At 55.0% G+C, this 17,757-nt stretch carries 16 protein-coding genes; 6 read left to right on the forward strand and 10 right to left on the reverse strand.

Annotated elements, in window-relative coordinates; genetic code table 11:
- Positions 1-35: 35 nt before the first annotated feature.
- Positions 36-1,292, reverse strand: a complete 1,257-nt coding sequence (hemA, locus tag ACMGGU_RS11460; RefSeq protein ID WP_024907067.1) for a glutamyl-tRNA reductase — start codon at positions 1,290-1,292, stop codon at positions 36-38.
- Positions 1,293-1,493: 201 nt separating this feature from the next.
- Between hemA and lolB the strand changes: the two genes are divergently transcribed.
- The 4 genes from lolB to dauA all read left to right on the forward strand — a co-directional run bounded on the left by lolB (position 1,494) and on the right by dauA (position 5,848).
- The gene (gene lolB, locus ACMGGU_RS11465) at positions 1,494-2,105 is read left to right on the forward strand and encodes a lipoprotein insertase outer membrane protein LolB (protein ID WP_063621904.1); all 612 of its coding nucleotides are present in this window, start codon (positions 1,494-1,496) and stop codon (positions 2,103-2,105) included.
- Positions 2,102-2,971: a 4-(cytidine 5'-diphospho)-2-C-methyl-D-erythritol kinase gene (gene ispE / locus ACMGGU_RS11470; RefSeq protein WP_420300562.1), complete on the forward strand. Its 870-nt coding sequence runs from the start codon at positions 2,102-2,104 to the stop codon at positions 2,969-2,971. Before lolB ends, ispE begins: the two co-directional genes overlap by 4 nt.
- Before the next feature lie 125 nt (positions 2,972-3,096).
- Entirely contained in the window at positions 3,097-4,044 is a 948-nt protein-coding gene (gene prs, locus ACMGGU_RS11475; RefSeq protein ID WP_003856663.1) for a ribose-phosphate diphosphokinase, read from the forward strand.
- A 124-nt stretch (positions 4,045-4,168) separates the two neighbouring features.
- Positions 4,169-5,848, forward strand: coding sequence for a C4-dicarboxylic acid transporter DauA (gene dauA, locus ACMGGU_RS11480; RefSeq protein ID WP_063621908.1), 1,680 nt, complete (start codon positions 4,169-4,171; stop codon positions 5,846-5,848).
- Here dauA and ACMGGU_RS11485 read toward each other — a convergent pair.
- Both ACMGGU_RS11485 and ychH read right to left on the reverse strand, forming a co-directional pair.
- The gene (locus ACMGGU_RS11485; RefSeq protein WP_395299368.1) at positions 5,834-6,892 is read right to left on the reverse strand and encodes a MerR family transcriptional regulator; all 1,059 of its coding nucleotides are present in this window, start codon (positions 6,890-6,892) and stop codon (positions 5,834-5,836) included. The two genes, dauA and ACMGGU_RS11485, sit on opposite strands and share 15 nt — an antisense overlap.
- A 120-nt stretch (positions 6,893-7,012) precedes the next feature.
- On the reverse strand, positions 7,013-7,288 hold the full coding sequence (gene ychH / locus ACMGGU_RS11490) for a stress-induced protein YchH (protein WP_024907062.1): 276 nt from the start codon (positions 7,286-7,288) through the stop codon (positions 7,013-7,015).
- 274 nt (positions 7,289-7,562) lie between these two features.
- Here ychH and pth point away from each other — a divergent pair, with 274 nt between their 5' ends.
- Both pth and ychF read left to right on the forward strand, forming a co-directional pair.
- Entirely contained in the window at positions 7,563-8,147 is a 585-nt protein-coding gene (gene pth / locus ACMGGU_RS11495) for an aminoacyl-tRNA hydrolase (RefSeq protein ID WP_023336005.1), read from the forward strand.
- Between the two features lie 126 nt (positions 8,148-8,273).
- Complete coding sequence (gene ychF, locus ACMGGU_RS11500; protein WP_003856650.1) at positions 8,274-9,368, forward strand: redox-regulated ATPase YchF; 1,095 nt, start codon at positions 8,274-8,276, stop codon at positions 9,366-9,368.
- Between the two features lie 58 nt (positions 9,369-9,426).
- On the opposite strand, the gene ACMGGU_RS11505 is transcribed toward ychF, so the two are convergent.
- The 7 genes from ACMGGU_RS11505 to ACMGGU_RS11535 form a co-directional block, all read right to left on the reverse strand.
- A complete protein-coding gene (locus ACMGGU_RS11505) occupies positions 9,427-9,852 on the reverse strand; it encodes a hypothetical protein (protein WP_395299369.1) in 426 nt (141 codons plus the stop codon).
- 396 nt (positions 9,853-10,248) lie between these two features.
- Positions 10,249-10,692: a DUF6386 family protein gene (locus tag ACMGGU_RS11510; protein ID WP_048029736.1), complete on the reverse strand. Its 444-nt coding sequence runs from the start codon at positions 10,690-10,692 to the stop codon at positions 10,249-10,251.
- 41 nt (positions 10,693-10,733) lie between these two features.
- The gene (locus tag ACMGGU_RS11515) at positions 10,734-11,204 is read right to left on the reverse strand and encodes an Imm26 family immunity protein (RefSeq protein ID WP_048029735.1); all 471 of its coding nucleotides are present in this window, start codon (positions 11,202-11,204) and stop codon (positions 10,734-10,736) included.
- On the reverse strand, positions 11,183-15,562 hold the full coding sequence (locus ACMGGU_RS11520) for an RHS repeat-associated core domain-containing protein (protein WP_420300563.1): 4,380 nt from the start codon (positions 15,560-15,562) through the stop codon (positions 11,183-11,185). Before ACMGGU_RS11520 ends, ACMGGU_RS11515 begins: the two co-directional genes overlap by 22 nt.
- 3 nt (positions 15,563-15,565) lie before the next feature.
- A complete protein-coding gene (locus ACMGGU_RS11525) occupies positions 15,566-16,006 on the reverse strand; it encodes a DcrB-related protein (RefSeq protein WP_023344371.1) in 441 nt (146 codons plus the stop codon).
- Positions 16,007-16,081: 75 nt separating this feature from the next.
- Positions 16,082-17,158, reverse strand: coding sequence for a hypothetical protein (locus ACMGGU_RS11530; RefSeq protein WP_252077008.1), 1,077 nt, complete (start codon positions 17,156-17,158; stop codon positions 16,082-16,084).
- Positions 17,159-17,161: 3 nt separating this feature from the next.
- The gene (locus ACMGGU_RS11535; protein WP_252073156.1) at positions 17,162-17,716 is read right to left on the reverse strand and encodes a hypothetical protein; all 555 of its coding nucleotides are present in this window, start codon (positions 17,714-17,716) and stop codon (positions 17,162-17,164) included.
- Positions 17,717-17,757 lie beyond the last annotated feature (41 nt).

The following is a 17,757-nucleotide window of genomic DNA, read 5'->3' on the forward strand; positions in this document are numbered from 1 at the left end:
AAGTGCACCTTGTCTTAGAAAATGGGTATAGGGCGCTATTCCAGCCCGAGGCTGTTGCGCAGAATAGTCAGGCGTTCATCATCCCCGTCACGGGCAGCCTGCTGAAGAGATTTGGTTGGCGCATGGATCAGGCGGTTGGTCAGTTTCCACGCCAGATCCTGCATAATTGCATGTGCGTCGCCGCCCTGCTCCAGGGCCGCTAACGCTTTGGCTGTCAGGTCGTCACGCACCTGCTCCGCCTGTCCGCGATACTCGCGGATGGTCTCGCTGACGCTTTGCGCGCGCAGCCAGGCCATAAACTCACTGGTTTCCTGCTCAACAATGGTTTCCGCCTGCACCGCCGCCGCTTTACGCTGGGCGAGGTTGTGCGAAATGATGCTTTGCAGGTCATCCACGCTGTAGAGATAGGCGTTAGGCAGTTTGCCCACTTCCGGCTCAACATCGCGCGGGACGGCAATATCCACCAGCAGCATCGGCTGATTACGACGGGACTTCAGCGCGCGCTCCACCATCCCTTTGCCGATAATCGGCAGCGGACTGGCGGTCGAGCTGATAATAATGTCCGCCTCTTTCAGACGTTCATCGATGTCGCTCAGGGCAACCACCTCTGCGCCCACTTCATCCGCCAGCACCTGCGCGCGTTCGCGGGTGCGGTTAGCGATAATCATCTTTTTCACTTTATGCTCGCGCAGATGGCGCGCCACAAGTTCGATGGTTTCGCCCGCGCCCACCAGCATCACGGTGACGGTGGAGAGGGATTCAAAGATTTGGCGCGCAAGGGTGCAGGCCGCGAAAGCAACGGAAACCGCACTGGCACCAATGTCGGTTTCGGTTCGCACACGCTTCGCCACGGAGAATGACTTCTGGAACATACGCTCCAGCTCGCTGGCCTTCAGATGCCCTTTTTGCGAATCCGCAAAGGCTTTTTTCACCTGACCCAGAATTTGCGGTTCGCCGAGCACCAGCGAATCCAGCCCGCTGGCCACGCGCATCAGATGGCTGACGGCATCGTTGTCCTGATGCCAGTACAGGCTGTTGCGCAGCTCGTCTTCATTGAGATTGTGGTAGTCGCATAACCAGCGGATCAGCGCTTCGTGCAGGTTATCCTGCTCTTCCACGCTTAAATAGAGCTCGGTACGGTTGCACGTCGAGAGCACCACGCCACCCTGCACCATAGGCTGTGCAAGCAGGCTGTCCAGCGCCAGGTCGAGCGTATCTGGCGAAAACGTTACGCGTTCTCGCAGCGAAACCGGGGCCGTTTTGTGGTTGATGCCGAGTGCTAATAGGGTCATGTTGAGCGGGAGTAGTACCAGCGTTAATAAGGTTAGCAGAACGCATCATACAGGATGCGCGAGATCAATAAAAGAGACAGCCCCCTTTCGGAGTAATAGGTTACACAACGCTTTGAGATAATTTGAACGTAGACGGTAGCCCCCTTCGACGCTAGCATTAACAGTTATAACTGCAACGTATCTCAAGGATTTGTCCTCATTATGACCCGACTGATTCGCCTGCTGCCCCTGGCGGCACTGGTTCTGACCGCCTGTACCGTCACTCAACCAAAAGGCCCGGGCAAAAGCCCTGACTCGCCACAGTGGCGTCAGCACCAGCAGGACGTCCGTAATTTGAACCAGTACCAGACCCGCGGCGCGTTTGCTTATCTCTCAGATGAGCAAAAAGTGTATGCACGCTTCTTCTGGCAACAAACGGGTCAGGACAACTATCGCCTGCTGCTGCTGAACCCGCTGGGCAGCACCGAGCTGGAGCTTATCGCGAAACCGGGCGAAGCGCAGATCACCGATAACAAAGGCCAGCACTACACCGCAACCGATGCCGAAGAGATGATTGGCAAGCTGACCGGAATGCCTATCCCGCTCAACAGCCTGCGCCAGTGGATCCTCGGCCTGCCGGGTGACGCCACCGACTATACCCTGGACGATCAATATCGTCTGAGCCAGGTGAACTACACCCAGAACGGCAAAACCTGGAAAGTGGTGTACAGCGACTATGACAGCAAGAGTAAACCGTCGCTGCCATCGAATATGGAACTGACCCAGGGCAGCCAGCGCATCAAGCTGAAAATGGACAACTGGATCGTTAAATGATGACCCACTGGCCCTCTCCGGCAAAACTGAATATGTTTTTATACATTACCGGCCAGCGCGCTGACGGCTATCACACCCTGCAGACGCTGTTTCAGTTTATTGACTATGGCGACACGATCTCCATTGAACTGCGCCAGGACGGGCAGATTTGCCTCCTGACGCCAGTCGACGGCGTGGCGCATGAGGACAACCTGATTGTGCGCGCCGCGCGTCTGCTGATGAACGCCGCAGCGGAATCAGGTCGTCTGCCTGCGGGAAGCGGTGCGGATATTCGTATCGAGAAACGTCTGCCGATGGGCGGCGGTCTGGGCGGCGGCTCATCTAACGCCGCCACGGTGCTGGTTGCCCTGAACCACCTCTGGGGCTGCGGGCTGTCGCAGGACGAACTTGCCGCCCTGGGCTTGACGCTGGGCGCGGATGTTCCGGTGTTTGTTCGCGGTCATGCGGCCTTTGCCGAGGGCGTGGGGGAAATCCTCTCCCCGGTCAACCCGCCGGAAAAATGGTATCTGGTTGCTCACCCCGGCGTGAGCATTCCGACCCCGGTCATCTTTAAAGATCCTGACCTGAAAAGAAATACCCCGATTCGGTCAATAGAAACGTTATTAAATTGTGAATTCAGCAACGATTGCGAGGATATCGCAAGAAAACGTTTTCGCGAGGTTGATGCGGTGCTTTCCTGGCTGTTAGAATACGCGCCGTCGCGCCTGACTGGTACAGGGGCCTGTGTCTTTGCTGAATTTGACACCGAATCCGCCGCTCGTCAGGTGCTTGAGCAAGCGCCGGTTTGGCTGCATGGTTTTGTAGCGCGTGGGATGAACATTTCCCCCCTACAGCAGGCCATTCTGGCGCAGACTGAGTTTCGGTGACAACGTCACCCTGTTCCAGACGTTGCATCGCGCTCTTTAATACACCGCCTGGATAGCCTTTGCCTGGCCCGCACAGTTTACGGCGAACGCTATCCACCACTGGACGCATGCCTGAGGTTCTTCTCGTGCCTGATATGAAGCTTTTTGCTGGTAACGCCACCCCGGAACTAGCACAACGTATTGCCAACCGCCTGTACACTTCCCTCGGCGACGCCGCCGTAGGTCGCTTTAGCGACGGCGAAGTCAGCGTACAAATCAACGAAAATGTACGCGGTGGTGATATTTTCATCATCCAGTCCACCTGTGCTCCAACGAACGACAACCTGATGGAACTGGTTGTTATGGTCGACGCCCTGCGTCGCGCTTCCGCAGGCCGTATCACTGCTGTAATCCCTTACTTCGGCTATGCCCGCCAGGACCGTCGCGTCCGTTCCGCGCGTGTGCCAATTACCGCGAAAGTTGTCGCTGACTTCCTGTCCAGCGTTGGCGTTGACCGCGTACTGACCGTTGACCTGCACGCAGAGCAGATCCAGGGCTTCTTCGACGTCCCGGTTGATAACGTATTCGGCAGCCCAATCCTGCTGGAAGACATGCTGCAGCTGAACCTGGATAACCCAATCGTGGTTTCTCCGGACATCGGCGGCGTGGTACGTGCCCGTGCTATCGCTAAGCTGCTGAACGATACCGACATGGCGATCATCGACAAACGTCGTCCGCGCGCTAACGTTTCTCAGGTGATGCACATCATCGGTGACGTGGCTGGCCGCGACTGCGTGCTGGTTGACGACATGATCGATACCGGCGGTACGCTGTGTAAAGCGGCTGAAGCGCTGAAAGAGCGTGGTGCCAAGCGCGTATTCGCGTACGCGACCCACCCGATCTTCTCCGGCAATGCCGTAAACAACCTGCGCAACTCCGTGATTGACGAAGTTGTGGTATGCGATACCATCCCACTGAGCGACGAGATCAAGGCACTGCCAAACGTGCGTACCCTGACCCTGTCCGGGATGCTGGCAGAAGCGATTCGTCGTATCAGCAACGAAGAATCCATCTCTGCAATGTTCGAACACTGATCGAGCACGGCCAAAAAACCCGCTGCGGCGGGTTTTTTTGTCTCTGGGTTTTATTTGTATGATTAATGCCTCCTTCACCTGCCATTCATATGACAGATGATGCGCATACGGATGATAGATAATTGTGAAAAACGTAGCCTCCTCACATGTTCTGCCCTTTCGCGCCCTCATCGACGCCTGCTGGAAAGAGAAGTACACCTCCTCACGCTTTGTGCGTGACCTGATTGCCGGGATCACCGTCGGCATTATTGCCATCCCGCTGGCGATGGCGCTGGCGATTGGCAGCGGCGTTGCGCCGCAGTACGGCCTGTACACCTCAGCCGTGGCCGGGATCGTCATCGCTCTGACCGGTGGCTCGCGCTTCAGCGTCTCCGGCCCGACTGCCGCCTTTGTGGTGATCCTCTACCCCGTTTCACAGCAGTTTGGTCTGGCAGGCCTGCTGGTCGCCACCCTGATGTCCGGGGTCTTTTTAATTCTGTTTGGCCTGGCCCGTTTTGGGCGGCTGATTGAGTACATCCCCCTTTCCGTGACGCTGGGGTTCACCTCGGGGATTGGGATCACCATCGGAACCATGCAGATCAAGGATTTCCTCGGCCTGCAAATGGCTCACGTCCCTGAACACTATCTGCAAAAAGTGGGCGCGCTGTTTATGGCGCTGCCGACGGCCAACCTCGGCGACGCCGCCATCGGGATGGTGACGCTGGGCACGCTGATCGTCTGGCCTCGTCTGGGCATTCGACTGCCGGGCCATCTGCCCGCGCTGCTGTTGGGCTGCGCGGTGATGGCTATCGTGAATATGTTCGGTGGTCATGTCGCGACTATCGGCTCACAGTTCCACTATGTTCTGGCGGACGGTTCACAGGGCAGCGGCATTCCGCAACTGTTGCCGCAGCTGGTGCTGCCGTGGGATATGCCCGGCTCCAGCTTTACCTTAAGCTGGGATTCCCTGCGCGCCCTGCTTCCCGCCGCGTTCTCGATGGCGATGCTGGGGGCGATTGAATCCCTGCTCTGCGCCGTCGTTCTGGACGGGATGACCGGCACCAAGCACAAAGCTAACAGCGAACTGGTCGGTCAGGGATTGGGGAACCTCGTTGCGCCGTTCTTTGGCGGTATTACCGCAACGGCAGCCATCGCCCGTTCCGCGGCCAACGTGCGCGCGGGGGCAACGTCACCCGTTTCGGCAGTTATCCATTCCGTACTGGTGATCCTCGCACTGCTGATCCTCGCCCCGCTGCTCTCCTGGCTACCGCTTTCCGCCATGGCCGCCCTGCTACTGATGGTGGCCTGGAACATGAGTGAGGCGCACAAGGTGGTGAACCTGCTGCGTCGTGCGCCGAAAGACGACATCATTGTGATGCTGATCTGTATGTCGCTGACCGTGCTGTTCGATATGGTCATCGCCATCAGCGTCGGGATCGTGCTGGCGTCCCTGCTGTTTATGCGCCGTATCGCGCAGATGACGCGCCTCTCCCCGGTCAACGTAGAGGTGCCTGACGATGTGCTGGTTCTGCGCGTGATTGGCCCGCTGTTCTTCGCCGCGGCGGAAGGTTTGTTCAGCGATCTGGAGTCCCGCATCGCGGGCAAGCGGATTGTGGTGCTGAAATGGGATGCCGTACCGGTGCTGGATGCGGGCGGACTGGACGCCTTCCAGCGCTTTGTGAAACGTCTGCCGGAAGGCTGCGAGCTGCGGGTGAGTAACCTCGAATTCCAGCCCCTGCGCACCATGGCGCGGGCGGGCGTGCAGCCGATCCCTGGCCGCCTTGCCTTTTATCCTAACCGTGAAGCCGCGTTAGCGGATCTGTGAGCCGCCTGATGCAGAGGAACGTCTCTGCATCATCACCCCAATCGCCTGCTGAAGCCACCCAAGCACGGCAGGCGTCATCCATGTTCCCTTCATCAGATGCGGCTCCTGCTGCATGGCCGTGCGAAACTTTTGCTGGGTCTCCGGGCTGGTGCCTGCATACGACTGGAATAACGCCAGCCAGTTTTCAGCCAGCTTTTGCGCCTCCTCCGAGGCAGGATCGATATTCTCCCGCTGCGCCTGATGCAGTTTTGCCACCAGCGGCGGCCACTCCATCATGCGGTCAAAGTAGTGCTTCCGGGTAAAGGCCATCTCCTCGGCGCAAAGATATTTTTCCCAGATAATCAGCTTCGACTCGGCGAACGCTCGCGTAATGTAATCGGTCATTTCCGGCGTGATGCCGGTCTGCACTTGCATCTGTGGCTCCACGCTGTGCATCTCGTTCAGCCGGGTGAGAAACTCCGGCTTGCCCGCCGTGTCCTGCTCCAGGCGTTCCATCCAGCGCGTCGCCAGGGCCATCGCCCGCGGGTCCGTGACGGGTATGTGCTGTTTCAACAGCGTGTTTGCCTCCGCAACCAGCCCTGACCAGATGGCCGCCAGCGCATCCTTCTGCACCGCAAACGGCAGCTGCTGTAACTCTTCTTTGCTAAACCAGCGATCGTACATATTCATTAACTCCAGAGTCTGTAGCCAGGATTCCAGATCCGGCGTCGCATCGTTGAGCAGCCCGGTGCGCAGTTCGACCAGTCGGTCGCGCAGCGTATGTATGCTGCGCAGCTGTTTATCCAGCAGCGTGATTTGCGCATCGAGTAACTCAGTTAAGGACAGCGACTCCTGTTCCAGGAAATCCCTGATTTCAGCAAGTTCCAGCCCCGCCTTTGCCAGCGCCTGGATCATATGCAGACGCTGAACATCCGCCAGGTTGTAGAGCCGGTAACCTGCTGCGCTTCTGGCAGAAGGCAGCAACAACCCTGTTTGCTCATAGTGATGCAATGTGCGTACGGTGATCCCGGCCCGTTTCGCCAGCTCACCCACCTGAATCAACATAACTGCTCCTTTTACTTTGCCAGTGCCGCTACTCTGGAGCCTTACGTTACGTGAGGGTCAACCCTTGATGCAAAAAAAACGACTCCCTGAGGAGCCGTTTCGGTATTCTTTAACGTAGCGTCAGCTGTGCTTATGCTGATCGCGACGACAGCGTTTGTCGTAGTGACGCACCCACCAGTATTTGTCACACACTTCCTCATGGCCGCTCACGCGTGCTCCCGCCAGCCACAACACTGCACCAATGAAGATGCTCAATATCGCACCATGCGCAAAGTATTGCGGGAGATCAAGCTGCGGCAGTTGGTTTAAAATTGAATAACCCACGCCGGCTACCATCACGAACAGCCCCAACCCCATCAGCACGTTACCGAGTAACGAAGCGTTTTTGCGTTTCATGTGTCACCTCCGGAACTTTGGGTTGTCAGGGGAAAAGCCCCTAATCCTTGTGTGTAAAGTATAGACAACGCCCCTTTTATGAGTTGCGTGAATGATCACAATTACAGATAACTCCCAAACAAAAGTTTACAAATAACACGTTGAACAGCTTGAAATTCTAATTGTTCAGATAAGTAATTATTCGTATTTCGCTGCGACGATCGCAGAATTTTGTCAAGCGGCGCGCCAGACAGTAAACTACGCGCCAGATCTGGAACCCATTAGGAATTGAATCGTGACGATTAAACTGATTGTCGGCCTCGCCAACCCGGGCGCAGAATATGCGGCTACCCGCCACAATGCCGGGGCATGGTACGTCGATCTGCTGGCCGAGCGGTTACGTGCTCCCCTGCGTGAAGAACCTAAATTCTTCGGGTATACCTCACGTATCAACCTTGCTGGCGCGGACGTTCGCTTACTGGTGCCTACCACCTTTATGAATCTGAGCGGTAAAGCCGTGGCGGCGATGGCAACGTTTTATCGCATTAATCCGGATGAAATTCTGGTCGCCCACGATGAGCTGGATCTTCCCCCTGGCGTGGCAAAATTCAAGCTGGGCGGCGGGCACGGCGGCCACAACGGCCTAAAAGACATCATCAGCAAGCTGGGCAATAACCCGAATTTCCACCGTTTGCGCGTGGGAATCGGCCATCCGGGCGATAAAAACAAAGTTGTCGGTTTCGTGCTCGGTAAGCCACCGGTTTCTGAGCAGAAACTGATTGACGAGGCGGTAGACGAGGCGGCACGCTGCACGGAAATCTGGCTGAAAGACGGCTTAACCAAAGCGACAAACCGCTTACACGCTTTCAAAGCGCAATAATCCGCCCGATACGGCTTTTTTACCGCGCGTCATGCGGGTTACGTGTATAATAGGCGTAGTTATTTACTTTTCATCAATCGGTTATCGTTAACGGATTGATTATCAAGATATTAAGGTGATTTAGAAATGGGATTCAAATGCGGTATCGTCGGTCTGCCAAACGTGGGCAAATCCACCCTGTTTAACGCGCTTACCAAAGCGGGTATCGAAGCGGCGAACTTCCCGTTCTGTACCATCGAACCTAACACCGGCGTTGTGCCAATGCCTGATCCGCGTCTGGACCAGCTCGCGGAAATCGTGAAGCCGCAGCGCATTCTGCCAACCACCATGGAATTCGTGGACATCGCGGGCCTGGTAAAAGGCGCATCCAAAGGCGAAGGTCTGGGTAACCAGTTCCTGACCAACATTCGTGAAACCGAAGCGATCGGCCACGTTGTGCGCTGCTTCGAGAACGACAACATCATCCACGTTAACAACAAAGTGGATCCGGCTGACGACATCGACGTTATCAACACCGAGCTGGCGCTCTCTGACCTCGACACCTGCGAACGCGCGATTCACCGCGTGCAGAAGAAAGCCAAAGGTGGCGACAAGGACGCGAAAGCGGAACTGGCTGCGCTGGAAAAATGCCTGCCACAGCTTGAAAACGCCGGCATGCTGCGCGCGCTGAAAAACCTGACTGACGAAGACAAAGCGGCGATCAAATACCTGAGCTTCCTGACCCTGAAGCCAACCATGTACATCGCCAACGTTAACGAAGACGGTTTCGAGAACAACCCGTACCTGGACAAAGTGCGTGAAATCGCCGCGGCGGAAGGTTCTGTGGTTGTGGCGGTTTGCGCGGCCGTTGAATCCGACATCGCCGAGCTGGACGACGCCGACCGTGAAGAGTTCATGGCCGAGCTGGGTCTGGAAGAGCCGGGTCTGAACCGCGTGATCCGCGCGGGCTATGAGCTGCTGAACCTGCAAACCTACTTCACCGCTGGCGTGAAGGAAGTGCGTGCGTGGACCATCCCTGTGGGTGCGACTGCGCCTCAGGCTGCTGGTAAGATCCATACCGACTTCGAGAAAGGCTTTATTCGTGCGCAGACTATCGCGTTTGAAGACTTCATCACCTACAAGGGTGAGCAAGGCGCGAAAGAAGCAGGCAAGATGCGAGCAGAAGGGAAAGATTACATCGTTAAAGATGGCGATGTGATGAACTTCTTGTTTAACGTCTGATTTGTTTTGAATGAAAAAAATCCACGCTTTGGCGTGGATTTTTTTTAAGTTAACGAACTTAAGCCCTCTTGCGCAGATAGAACTCAAGGTATTTTTTAGGTCTATCCTGAAATGCTCGTTCTTTGCCGTAATTATAAGCATCGTTAAAATATTTATACGCTTCATCGAATTGATTAAGCTCGTAACAGACCATACCCAGGTCGATTAATGGTGCAGTGTCTATATCCGATCCACGTGTCCGTAATGTCGTCTCTCCCCATTTCTTTGCCTCAACGTAATCCGCGAGATCAAAATATGCGCTGTAAATGCATGCAGAGATCCAGTTAGCAAGTTCCGATTCGGACTTTGGCTCAGGAAGAGCTTGCCAGGCCTTTTGGTATTGTTCTAAAGCCTCGGCGTATTTTTGGTTGTCGTGAAACTCGTTTCCTTGTTCAACAAAGGAGTTAATTTCGGATTCAATTTTTGGGTCTTTAAGGTCATTCATGGAACAATGCTCCTTCATTGGAAATATTAGGATTTTTACTGTGGGCCAATAAAATCGGCGGAATCATTATATCTATCAGGTAGCAGAGTTCCCTGAGACCGGTTGTGGCCATAATATTCAAGCGACAGTAAAGACGTCCCTACGATGCAGTCTGCTGAGACAGTTATACTCGCTGCGGGTGCTCAGCCTCCATGGGGGCTTTCTCAGAGTGGAGTTGTTCGTCGCAAGTATGCTGACAGCTTAATGAGGCCAAGGGTGAGCAAGGTGCGAAAAAAAACAACCCAGATGCGTGCAGAAGGAAAAAAGAATATTGTCAAAAAAAGCTACGTACTAACCTAATTGTTTAATATTTGCTTTTTTGGATGAAAAAATCTAAGCCAAGGTGCATATTTTCATTCAGAGATAAATCCCCTCTTCTAAAGAGTTTTTAGTAAACGTTGCTTTAGTAAAGGAAATTAGAATATCTGAACCTTGCTTTTTATATTTAACTTCATAACTGCCAGGTTTTAAACTAATAAACTCACCTGATATAGCATCTGAGTCATCAGGCTCAAGATCTCCACCCGTGACATCCTCTCCCGCCCCAATAAAAACCTTTCCAGAAGGTACCTTTAGAAATAGCACCCCGGTATACTCATCAACATCATGTTTAATATGGACCTTATAGGCGCCATCATCTCCAAGATTGAGAAATAATACATTCCCTTTATTTATTTCTTCAAGTTCATCTTCTGGAAGACTCCACCAATCTACATCATCATTAATTCTATGCTTTAATGACATCAAATCATAAATAACTAATGCGGCAGTATCTGTTTGTATGCTTATGATTTTTCTCATTGCGTAAGCAAAAGGCCGGAAATATCTCCCGGCCTAGTCCATTAGTTAACAAAGCTTTCTATAGATTTTATAACGCTTTTATAGAATTGAATCGACTCTTCACCGATTGGTATATTCTCAGTCGGTGAGTCAATTGCCACTCCATGCTGATCATATATTTTATTTCTGACAGGATTTTTAAAATAATGTTGTGGTAAAATATCCACTTCGCTCGTTTCGATAGTTTTAAACGTTACGAAATAACCGTTTTTCCAACATGAATTATCAGTAATAATTGGCGGTAATAGCAAATTATCTTTTGCCAATACAGCATCTTCTTGAAGTGAAGATGTAAAATAGTCATATATATATATAACTATAGCATTTTTGAATGGACCGATATCTATTTTACCCAGGGAGACCATACCATAGCCTAATCGACCATCATTTAACTGAAAGTAAAAAACATCGCCTTCTTTAGGCCACTTTTTTTGTTTTTCATTTCCTGACACTACTGTAAGTCTGTCGGCCATTTTACATTAATCCCATTGTTTTTAAGCCAATTTTCACCCCACAAAACAGCATCCGAGTATAACTTTCTTGTCGGACTTATGCTATTGATAGAATTCTCAAAATGGGGATTATTGTGAATAACTGCTTGTTCTATGCTCCGTGCATGACCGCGATTTAGCGGTTCTTCAGTGATTCTAACTAATTTGTCGAATCTTTCACCATGCTGTACAGCACGGATATCTACATCCTTACTGATACCTACATAGACAGGTTTACCATCTCTATATCCTAAATACACATGGGTATTATTCCCACCTTTTGCCTTTCTTTTAATCCAGTCAGCAAATGACATGTTCCTCACTGACCGTTTAGGGCTCCCATTTTTGCAAGCGGTTAAACCTATGGGATCCACCCACCCCAGCGCATTCGGCGCATACTGGTAAAGGTTTATCCCCCCCGCCAGCCCTATCGGGTCCTGCTGCGTAAACCTTCCGCAGTCCGGGTCATAATAACGGAACAAATTGTAGTGCAGCCCTGTCTCACGGTCCAGGTATTGCCCCTGCATGCGCAGGTTCTGAGAATATCCTGATACCTGCGTCTCGCTTTCCCGCAGCAGCTTGCCCCAGGCGCTGTTTACCCCTTCCCAGCGCACCTGCCCTTCGATATCTGTCATCCGCTCCGGCGTGCCGTTGGGCTGGCAGTGGAACCAGAAGATCTCCGGAGCATCAACGCCGTCAATACGCGCCAGCGGGTCGTAGCTGTCCTGATCGCTGTAGACGTAGGTCAACGGCACATCCCCGTGCACTTCCTGCAGCAGCCGGAACCCTTCCCAGACAAACCGCGTGGTGACCGGCTTGCCGGTTGACTGTCCGCCCAGCATCTGGCGGCGCGTTTTGCTGATGCGGCGACCGAGCGGATCGTAGCGGAAGCTGACCTGCGTCTGCGGTTTGTTGCGGTCCCGCGGCAGGCTGATGACTTCCGTCAGGCGATGTTCGCCGTCGTAGCGGTAGTGCCAGCGCGTCTGGCCGTTATCCTTCTCCACGGTGCGGCCGTGGATGTCATAACGCCAGCGAATGCCGTTCAGCTGCGTCAGGCGGTTGTGCGTGACCTTCTCAGCAGAACCTTCCAGCGGGTTACCGGCTGCATCCCAGCGCCACTGCTCCTGGCCAGGCAGCGTGCCGTCCTGAACGAGCAGGCGCCCGGCGCTGTCGTACTGCCAGCGGTACCAGCTGAACGGGTTATCGTCCCGCTCTTCTCGCATCAGGTTATTGCGGTAGTCGTAATCCCAGCGGCGGGACCAGCGGCGCGGCGACGGGCGCTGGGCATTGCCGGTAAAGACGTCCCGGCGGTGCAGTCGGCCGAGGCGGTCGTACTCGCTGCGGGTGGTCAACAGCCCCTGGGTGCGGCTGGTCTCACGGTGGAGTTCGTCGCGAGTAAAATCGGAGACCGACAGCTTATCGAGAGCAATGCTGAGCAAATGCCCGCTGCCGTAGTAGAACTGCTTCAGCTCGCGACCATCGGGCAGCGTGACGGAGGTGCGGTTGCCCAGCGCGTCATACTCCCACGCCAGTTCACCGTGCTCGCCCGCTTCGCGCGTCACGCGACCGAGCGCGTCATACTCAAAGGCAAGCTCCTGCTCTGCCTCGGTGGTCCACGCGTCGGCTGAAAGCGCAGGATGCAGACCAATCCGGCTTAATAGCCCGGACGGCGTGTAATGGTAGCGGGTCTGCCCTTCCGGTGTGGTGCGGGCGACCAGCTGGCCGCTCGCGCTCCAGGCGAAGGCGTGGGTGATAGCCTCCGGATGACCGGCGGCAAAGGTGCGCGCAATCGTGCGCCCGCAGGCATCATAGCGATACTGCGAGGCTACGCCATCGAGCCCCACCTCTTCCAGCAGCAGCGAGTCTGGCCCCCAGCGGAACTGATACGCTTCGCCGTTCTCGTTTTCCAGGGCAATCAGACGCCCGCGGCTGTCCCAGCGGCGGCGCACTTCTTCACCCTGCGTATTACGGGTGGCGGTTAAGCGCCCCGCCTCATCGTATCTGAACTCGCTTTCTTTCCCGTCAGCACCCCCATGCTTCACCGGCAGGCCACGTTCGTTCCATTTGAGCGATTCCGTCCAGCCTTCAGGGCGATCGAGCTGCACCGGACGCCCTGCGGCGTCGTAGCGGTAGCGCGTCTCTTCACCGTCGGCGCCAGTCTCAGCCACCAGCCAGCCCAGCGGATGATAGCGATAGCGGGTAATACGCCCGGAACAGTCCGTCGAACGGACAATCTGCCCAGCCTCGTTGTACTCCTGGTAGCGGCTGTTGCCAGCGGCATCGACCTCTTCCACGACCTGGCCGAACGCGTCCCGGCGCAGCTGCGTCGTCTGCCCCATCGGGTCCACCACGCGCTTCAGTCCATGATGTTCGTCGTACCAGAACTGGGTGGCGCTGCCGTCGGCTTCGATAATAGCCGCGGGAAGCGCGCGGTGCTCCAGCCAGGTGGTGGTGCGGGTATTGCCGTCGGCATCGGTCTCCTGCACCCGGTTGCCCATCTCGTCGTAGACGAAGGTGACGGCGTTGCCGAGCGGATCGATGCGACGCGTGAGAAGCTCGTTATCATCCCACTCGTAGCGCCAGTTTTCACCGCGCTCGTCAACGTAGCGGACAATCAGATTCTGCGCGTTCCAGTAGTGGCGGCGCGTCTGACCATCGTAGTGCTCGACGGTCGTCAGCCCGGCGGCTAAATCATAGCTAAAGCGGCAGCCGTCGCCGGTGCTGGTGCGGTTTTCCACCACGCGCCAGTGGTCGAATTTTTGCCAGCGGTATTCGCTCTCCAGCCCGCCCGGCATCCGGTGCCAGACCATCAGGCCGTGGTCGTTGTAACGGTATTCACGCGTCACCACGCCGGAGGCGTCCGTCGCGCTCGCCAACTGGCCGCGCGCATCGTAGCACCACTGCATCAGCGGCCAGGTTTGGTTGCCGTCGAAATGGCTGGCTGCGGTCACGCGCAGCGGGAAGCGCTCATCTTCATAGCGCAGGGTGACGTCGATGGCCCGCGGCTCATCATGGATACCAATCAGCCTGCCGTGCTCGTCCCACGCCGTCAGCAGCGCGTTGCCGTATTCATCGCTAAGGGAGGCCAGACGCAGGATAGAAGGATTCATGCGGGTCGGTTTGTACAGACGCCACACCGCGCCGTCATCGTCGGCAATCGCCACGTCGCCGCTCTCATTGCGGCGGATAATGATGCCTTCGCTGATGCTGTAAAACGCGCGGTCGACAGGCGGCAGTTCAAAGCTCAGCTCGCGCCCGGTTTCGTCGAACCAGGTGGCGTTGTTTTCTTCCAGCGCCAGATAGCTGTCAAAGGTGGTTGCCCAGCCCAGACCAAACAGCCCTTCGCGGGTGGTCAGGCTGTTGTAGCTGCGCTGCCAGCGAAGCGGGAAGCGCCCCGGCAGCGAGAAGTCGAGCTCATCGTCGTCGTTCAGCACCTTCACGCCAGTGGCGGCGTGGACCGGGTGCGAGGAGCCAAACACGGCGTTGACCGCCATATCCGCCAGCATCCCGCCGCCGGCTGCGGCCAGCGCGCAGGGCATGTTTTTCAGGATCTTGCCCGGACGCCCGCGCAGCAGGGAGAGCGCAATCATCCCCAGCGCCAGACCCGGCGTTTTACCGCTTTTGATATCGCGGACCGTGAGCGTGTCCCCGCCGATGATCACGTTCGGGGAGACATCGTCGGAAACGGTGCCTTCGCAGGTGGTGCGATCTTTCGCACGCACCGCGGGCTGGCCATTGATGAAGACGCTTTTGGAGCCTTCCGCCAGATACTGTGGCCCGGAGTGCTTTTCACACGCCACCTTGTCCTCTTCCAGCGGCGAGGTCCCCGCGGCGGCAGAGGCGACACTCGGCTGCCACATTTCGCTGCCAAACTGTCCGGCGGCGGAAAGTAGCATGCCCGCGTAATCGGCAAAGCTGCCCGGTGACTGCGGCTCAGGGGACGGTGTATCGGCGGGCGTCAGCGTGCCTGCCGCACGTGCTGCGGGGATTGCGTTGGTCAGTACGTTGTTCGAACCGGTGGTAATTTTACCCGCAGGCGACGGCGGGAAAAGCGCATTGCCTAACCCTTCCGCGGCGTTGCTGATGTCGTCGGTGATCCCCGCCACGTTCGCCAGCACGCCACCGATAATCCCGCTTAACAGACAGCTGGACCCAATCGCCGCCACGCCCGCTGCGGCGGCTCCGGCACCGAGGAGTGGCGCGGCGGCCGTAGCCGCCAGCCCCACCGCCGCGCCGATCACCGCATAGGCGGCACCTTCCGCCACGATGCTGGTGATGTCAGCAAAAATGCTGGAGTGAATAATCTCGTCGCCCTTACGGGCCGCGTTGTTATCGCTCATGCCTTACACATTCCGGTTGTCGTTTAGCGTCAGACTCTGCTTAAGCGCGCTCCAGCGCACCTCGTCCTCTTCGGTAAAAGCTCTTAATGCCGAGAGGGTAAAAATCATCAATACCGGTTTGCCCGGCGTCTGCACGGCCAGCTGTTTTTGCCACAGGCGTTGCCCGTTACGGTCAAACGTGGTCTCAACTTCCAGCCCGTTAATTTTTCCGTCTGGACCGGCGTTTACGTCCCGGAATTCGCTCTGGGCGATCTCACCCATCTGAGGACGCAACACATCCCACTGGCGGTGAAACTCTTGTTCGTAGTCGCTGCCATCGGGAATCACGCCGCGGCTGACCACCACGGACAGCCCGCTTTCGTCATCGCGAATGATGTTCATGCTGTTATCCTGCCAGGCAGCAGGAAAAAGGGAAAATGAACCTTCCTGGAGGGTGTATTTCATAAGTGAACTCGGGATGATTAATATTGAGAGAAACATGAAGGCCAATCCATGTTGGCCCTTTGGCTGGCTGTTTTATTATTTACGCCATTGACCTGACTGTTCGACTAAAACATGGCTGCCTTTGCTGACAAGCAATTTCACAGGTGCATACGTCACGGTATAAGCGATCTCGCCATTCTTGTACGTTGAGCCGATTATTTTACCTGCGGGGTCGTGTAACGTTTTTCCCTTTAAGGAGATCGTACTGTTATCGCTTTTGCGCACACCGAGATAAACCATCTGGTCACATTCACCCTCGAAACGCCCGCACTTGTTTATCAGAGAGATAGTGAACTTGTCGGTGTCCAGTTTTCTGGTTTCAGCGTGATGAACCGAAGCGGCTTTCCGTAACGTATAACGCAGCGGAGTATAATCATTTCCTTTTTGTGGAGGCGTTACCAGACGCCATTCCATTTCACTCCCCTTTATTTCCAGAACAGCCCTTCCGCCTGCGCCGCCAAACGATGAGTTGAACTCTACGTTCGCACGGTTTCCCGCGATCGTACCGCTAAGATTTCGCTCATCTTCTTCCGGGCAGTCGATGCGATTACCTCTCTGGAAGATATAGCAATAAGACCCGGTGATACGGTTGCCTGATTCAGCTAACTGCAGGGTTAATGTCGAGTCGTTGCCAACCCCGCCTGCCCAAACCCCGTCAAACGCAGGTCTCGATTGGCTGTTCGTTGCAAACTGCATCGTATTGAACCTGGCGGCCCATTGCTGGATATCAGCATTAATACCCGGGCCATTATCAGAGGATTGGTAATGGATTACGTCCGACTCCGGAACCACCCAGGCCGCAAAGATTTTGCCGTCAGGATTGATAACCAGCGCTGACGCGTTCTCCAGATAAAGATCTTTTAGCCAGCCTTCAACAAACAGTCCTCCACCTGCGGTGGTGTGCGGTTCGCCGAAGACGTCAAAGTTATCAATAAAGGTTTGGTAATGATTTCCCAACAGCGTCCTGAGATTGTCTGTCACTTCACTGTCGTTAAGGATGCGATTTACCGTATCGAGCTTATTGTATTGCGATAATTCAAGTGCCGATGACGTTTCAACGACGCCTGTCAATAAAGCCGCGAACAATACGACTGCCAGATATTTTTTGGTCATAAATTATTCTTGAGAATCATTGTTGTAATTCATCGTTATTTTTATAACGTTCCCGCCTTTTATCTCAAAAGAAAGCACTTTTTTATCCAATTCGTAGGTAATCCACTGCTCCCCCGCATCATTGTCGACCTGACCGGTACCGTATGCGCTGTTCAGTTCCTTTCTCGTTGAACCCACATGGACACCACGCGGCGTTGCGAAGTCTTCGGCAGTCAGCGTAATCTGCGACACGATATAATCATCAACGCTTCGTTCAGCTTTATCCCACCAGAGATTGGAACTGAATATTTCTAACCCAGCCCTTTGATGCTGGTAGAATTTATAGTTCGTTCCGTCAAAAGGAACCTCACCGACAAAGTTGCCTTCCAACGGCACATCAATTTTACCGGCACTATCAGGAGACCATCGGTCGCCCAATGCGACAGGCTGGTCTTTGATCTGCACAGAAAAATCCCGTTTTGTCAGAACGGGAGGCATTACCTGAGCCAAAACCACATTGCTGCCGAGACAGGTAAACATCAGGATGGAACAAAGAAATATCGGCGTGTGTTTTTTCACGTTAATCGTCATTTATTGAATGTGTATTGCAATTATCACCC

The organism is Enterobacter sp. BNK-8, assembly GCF_048685095.1.
GTDB classification, from domain to species: Bacteria; Pseudomonadota; Gammaproteobacteria; order Enterobacterales; family Enterobacteriaceae; genus Enterobacter; species Enterobacter quasiroggenkampii.

Bases quoted from the DNA above. Each gene is read 5' to 3' on its own strand.
- lolB (WP_063621904.1), top strand. From the start codon at position 1,494: ATGACCCGACTGATTCGCCTGCTGCCCCTGGCGGCACTGGTTCTGACC.
- ispE (WP_420300562.1), top strand. From the start codon at position 2,102: ATGATGACCCACTGGCCCTCTCCGGCAAAACTGAATATGTTTTTATAC.
- ACMGGU_RS11485 (WP_395299368.1), bottom strand. From the start codon at position 6,892: ATGTTGATTCAGGTGGGTGAGCTGGCGAAACGGGCCGGGATCACCGTA.
- ychH (WP_024907062.1), bottom strand. From the start codon at position 7,288: ATGAAACGCAAAAACGCTTCGTTACTCGGTAACGTGCTGATGGGGTTG.
- ACMGGU_RS11505 (WP_395299369.1), bottom strand. From the start codon at position 9,852: ATGAATGACCTTAAAGACCCAAAAATTGAATCCGAAATTAACTCCTTT.
- ACMGGU_RS11520 (WP_420300563.1), bottom strand. From the start codon at position 15,562: ATGAGCGATAACAACGCGGCCCGTAAGGGCGACGAGATTATTCACTCC.
- ACMGGU_RS11530 (WP_252077008.1), bottom strand. From the start codon at position 17,158: ATGACCAAAAAATATCTGGCAGTCGTATTGTTCGCGGCTTTATTGACA.
- ychF (WP_003856650.1), top strand. From the start codon at position 8,274: ATGGGATTCAAATGCGGTATCGTCGGTCTGCCAAACGTGGGCAAATCC.
- ACMGGU_RS11515 (WP_048029735.1), bottom strand. From the start codon at position 11,204: ATGGCCGACAGACTTACAGTAGTGTCAGGAAATGAAAAACAAAAAAAG.
- hemA (WP_024907067.1), bottom strand. From the start codon at position 1,292: ATGACCCTATTAGCACTCGGCATCAACCACAAAACGGCCCCGGTTTCG.
- ACMGGU_RS11525 (WP_023344371.1), bottom strand. From the start codon at position 16,006: ATGAAATACACCCTCCAGGAAGGTTCATTTTCCCTTTTTCCTGCTGCC.
- ACMGGU_RS11510 (WP_048029736.1), bottom strand. From the start codon at position 10,692: ATGAGAAAAATCATAAGCATACAAACAGATACTGCCGCATTAGTTATT.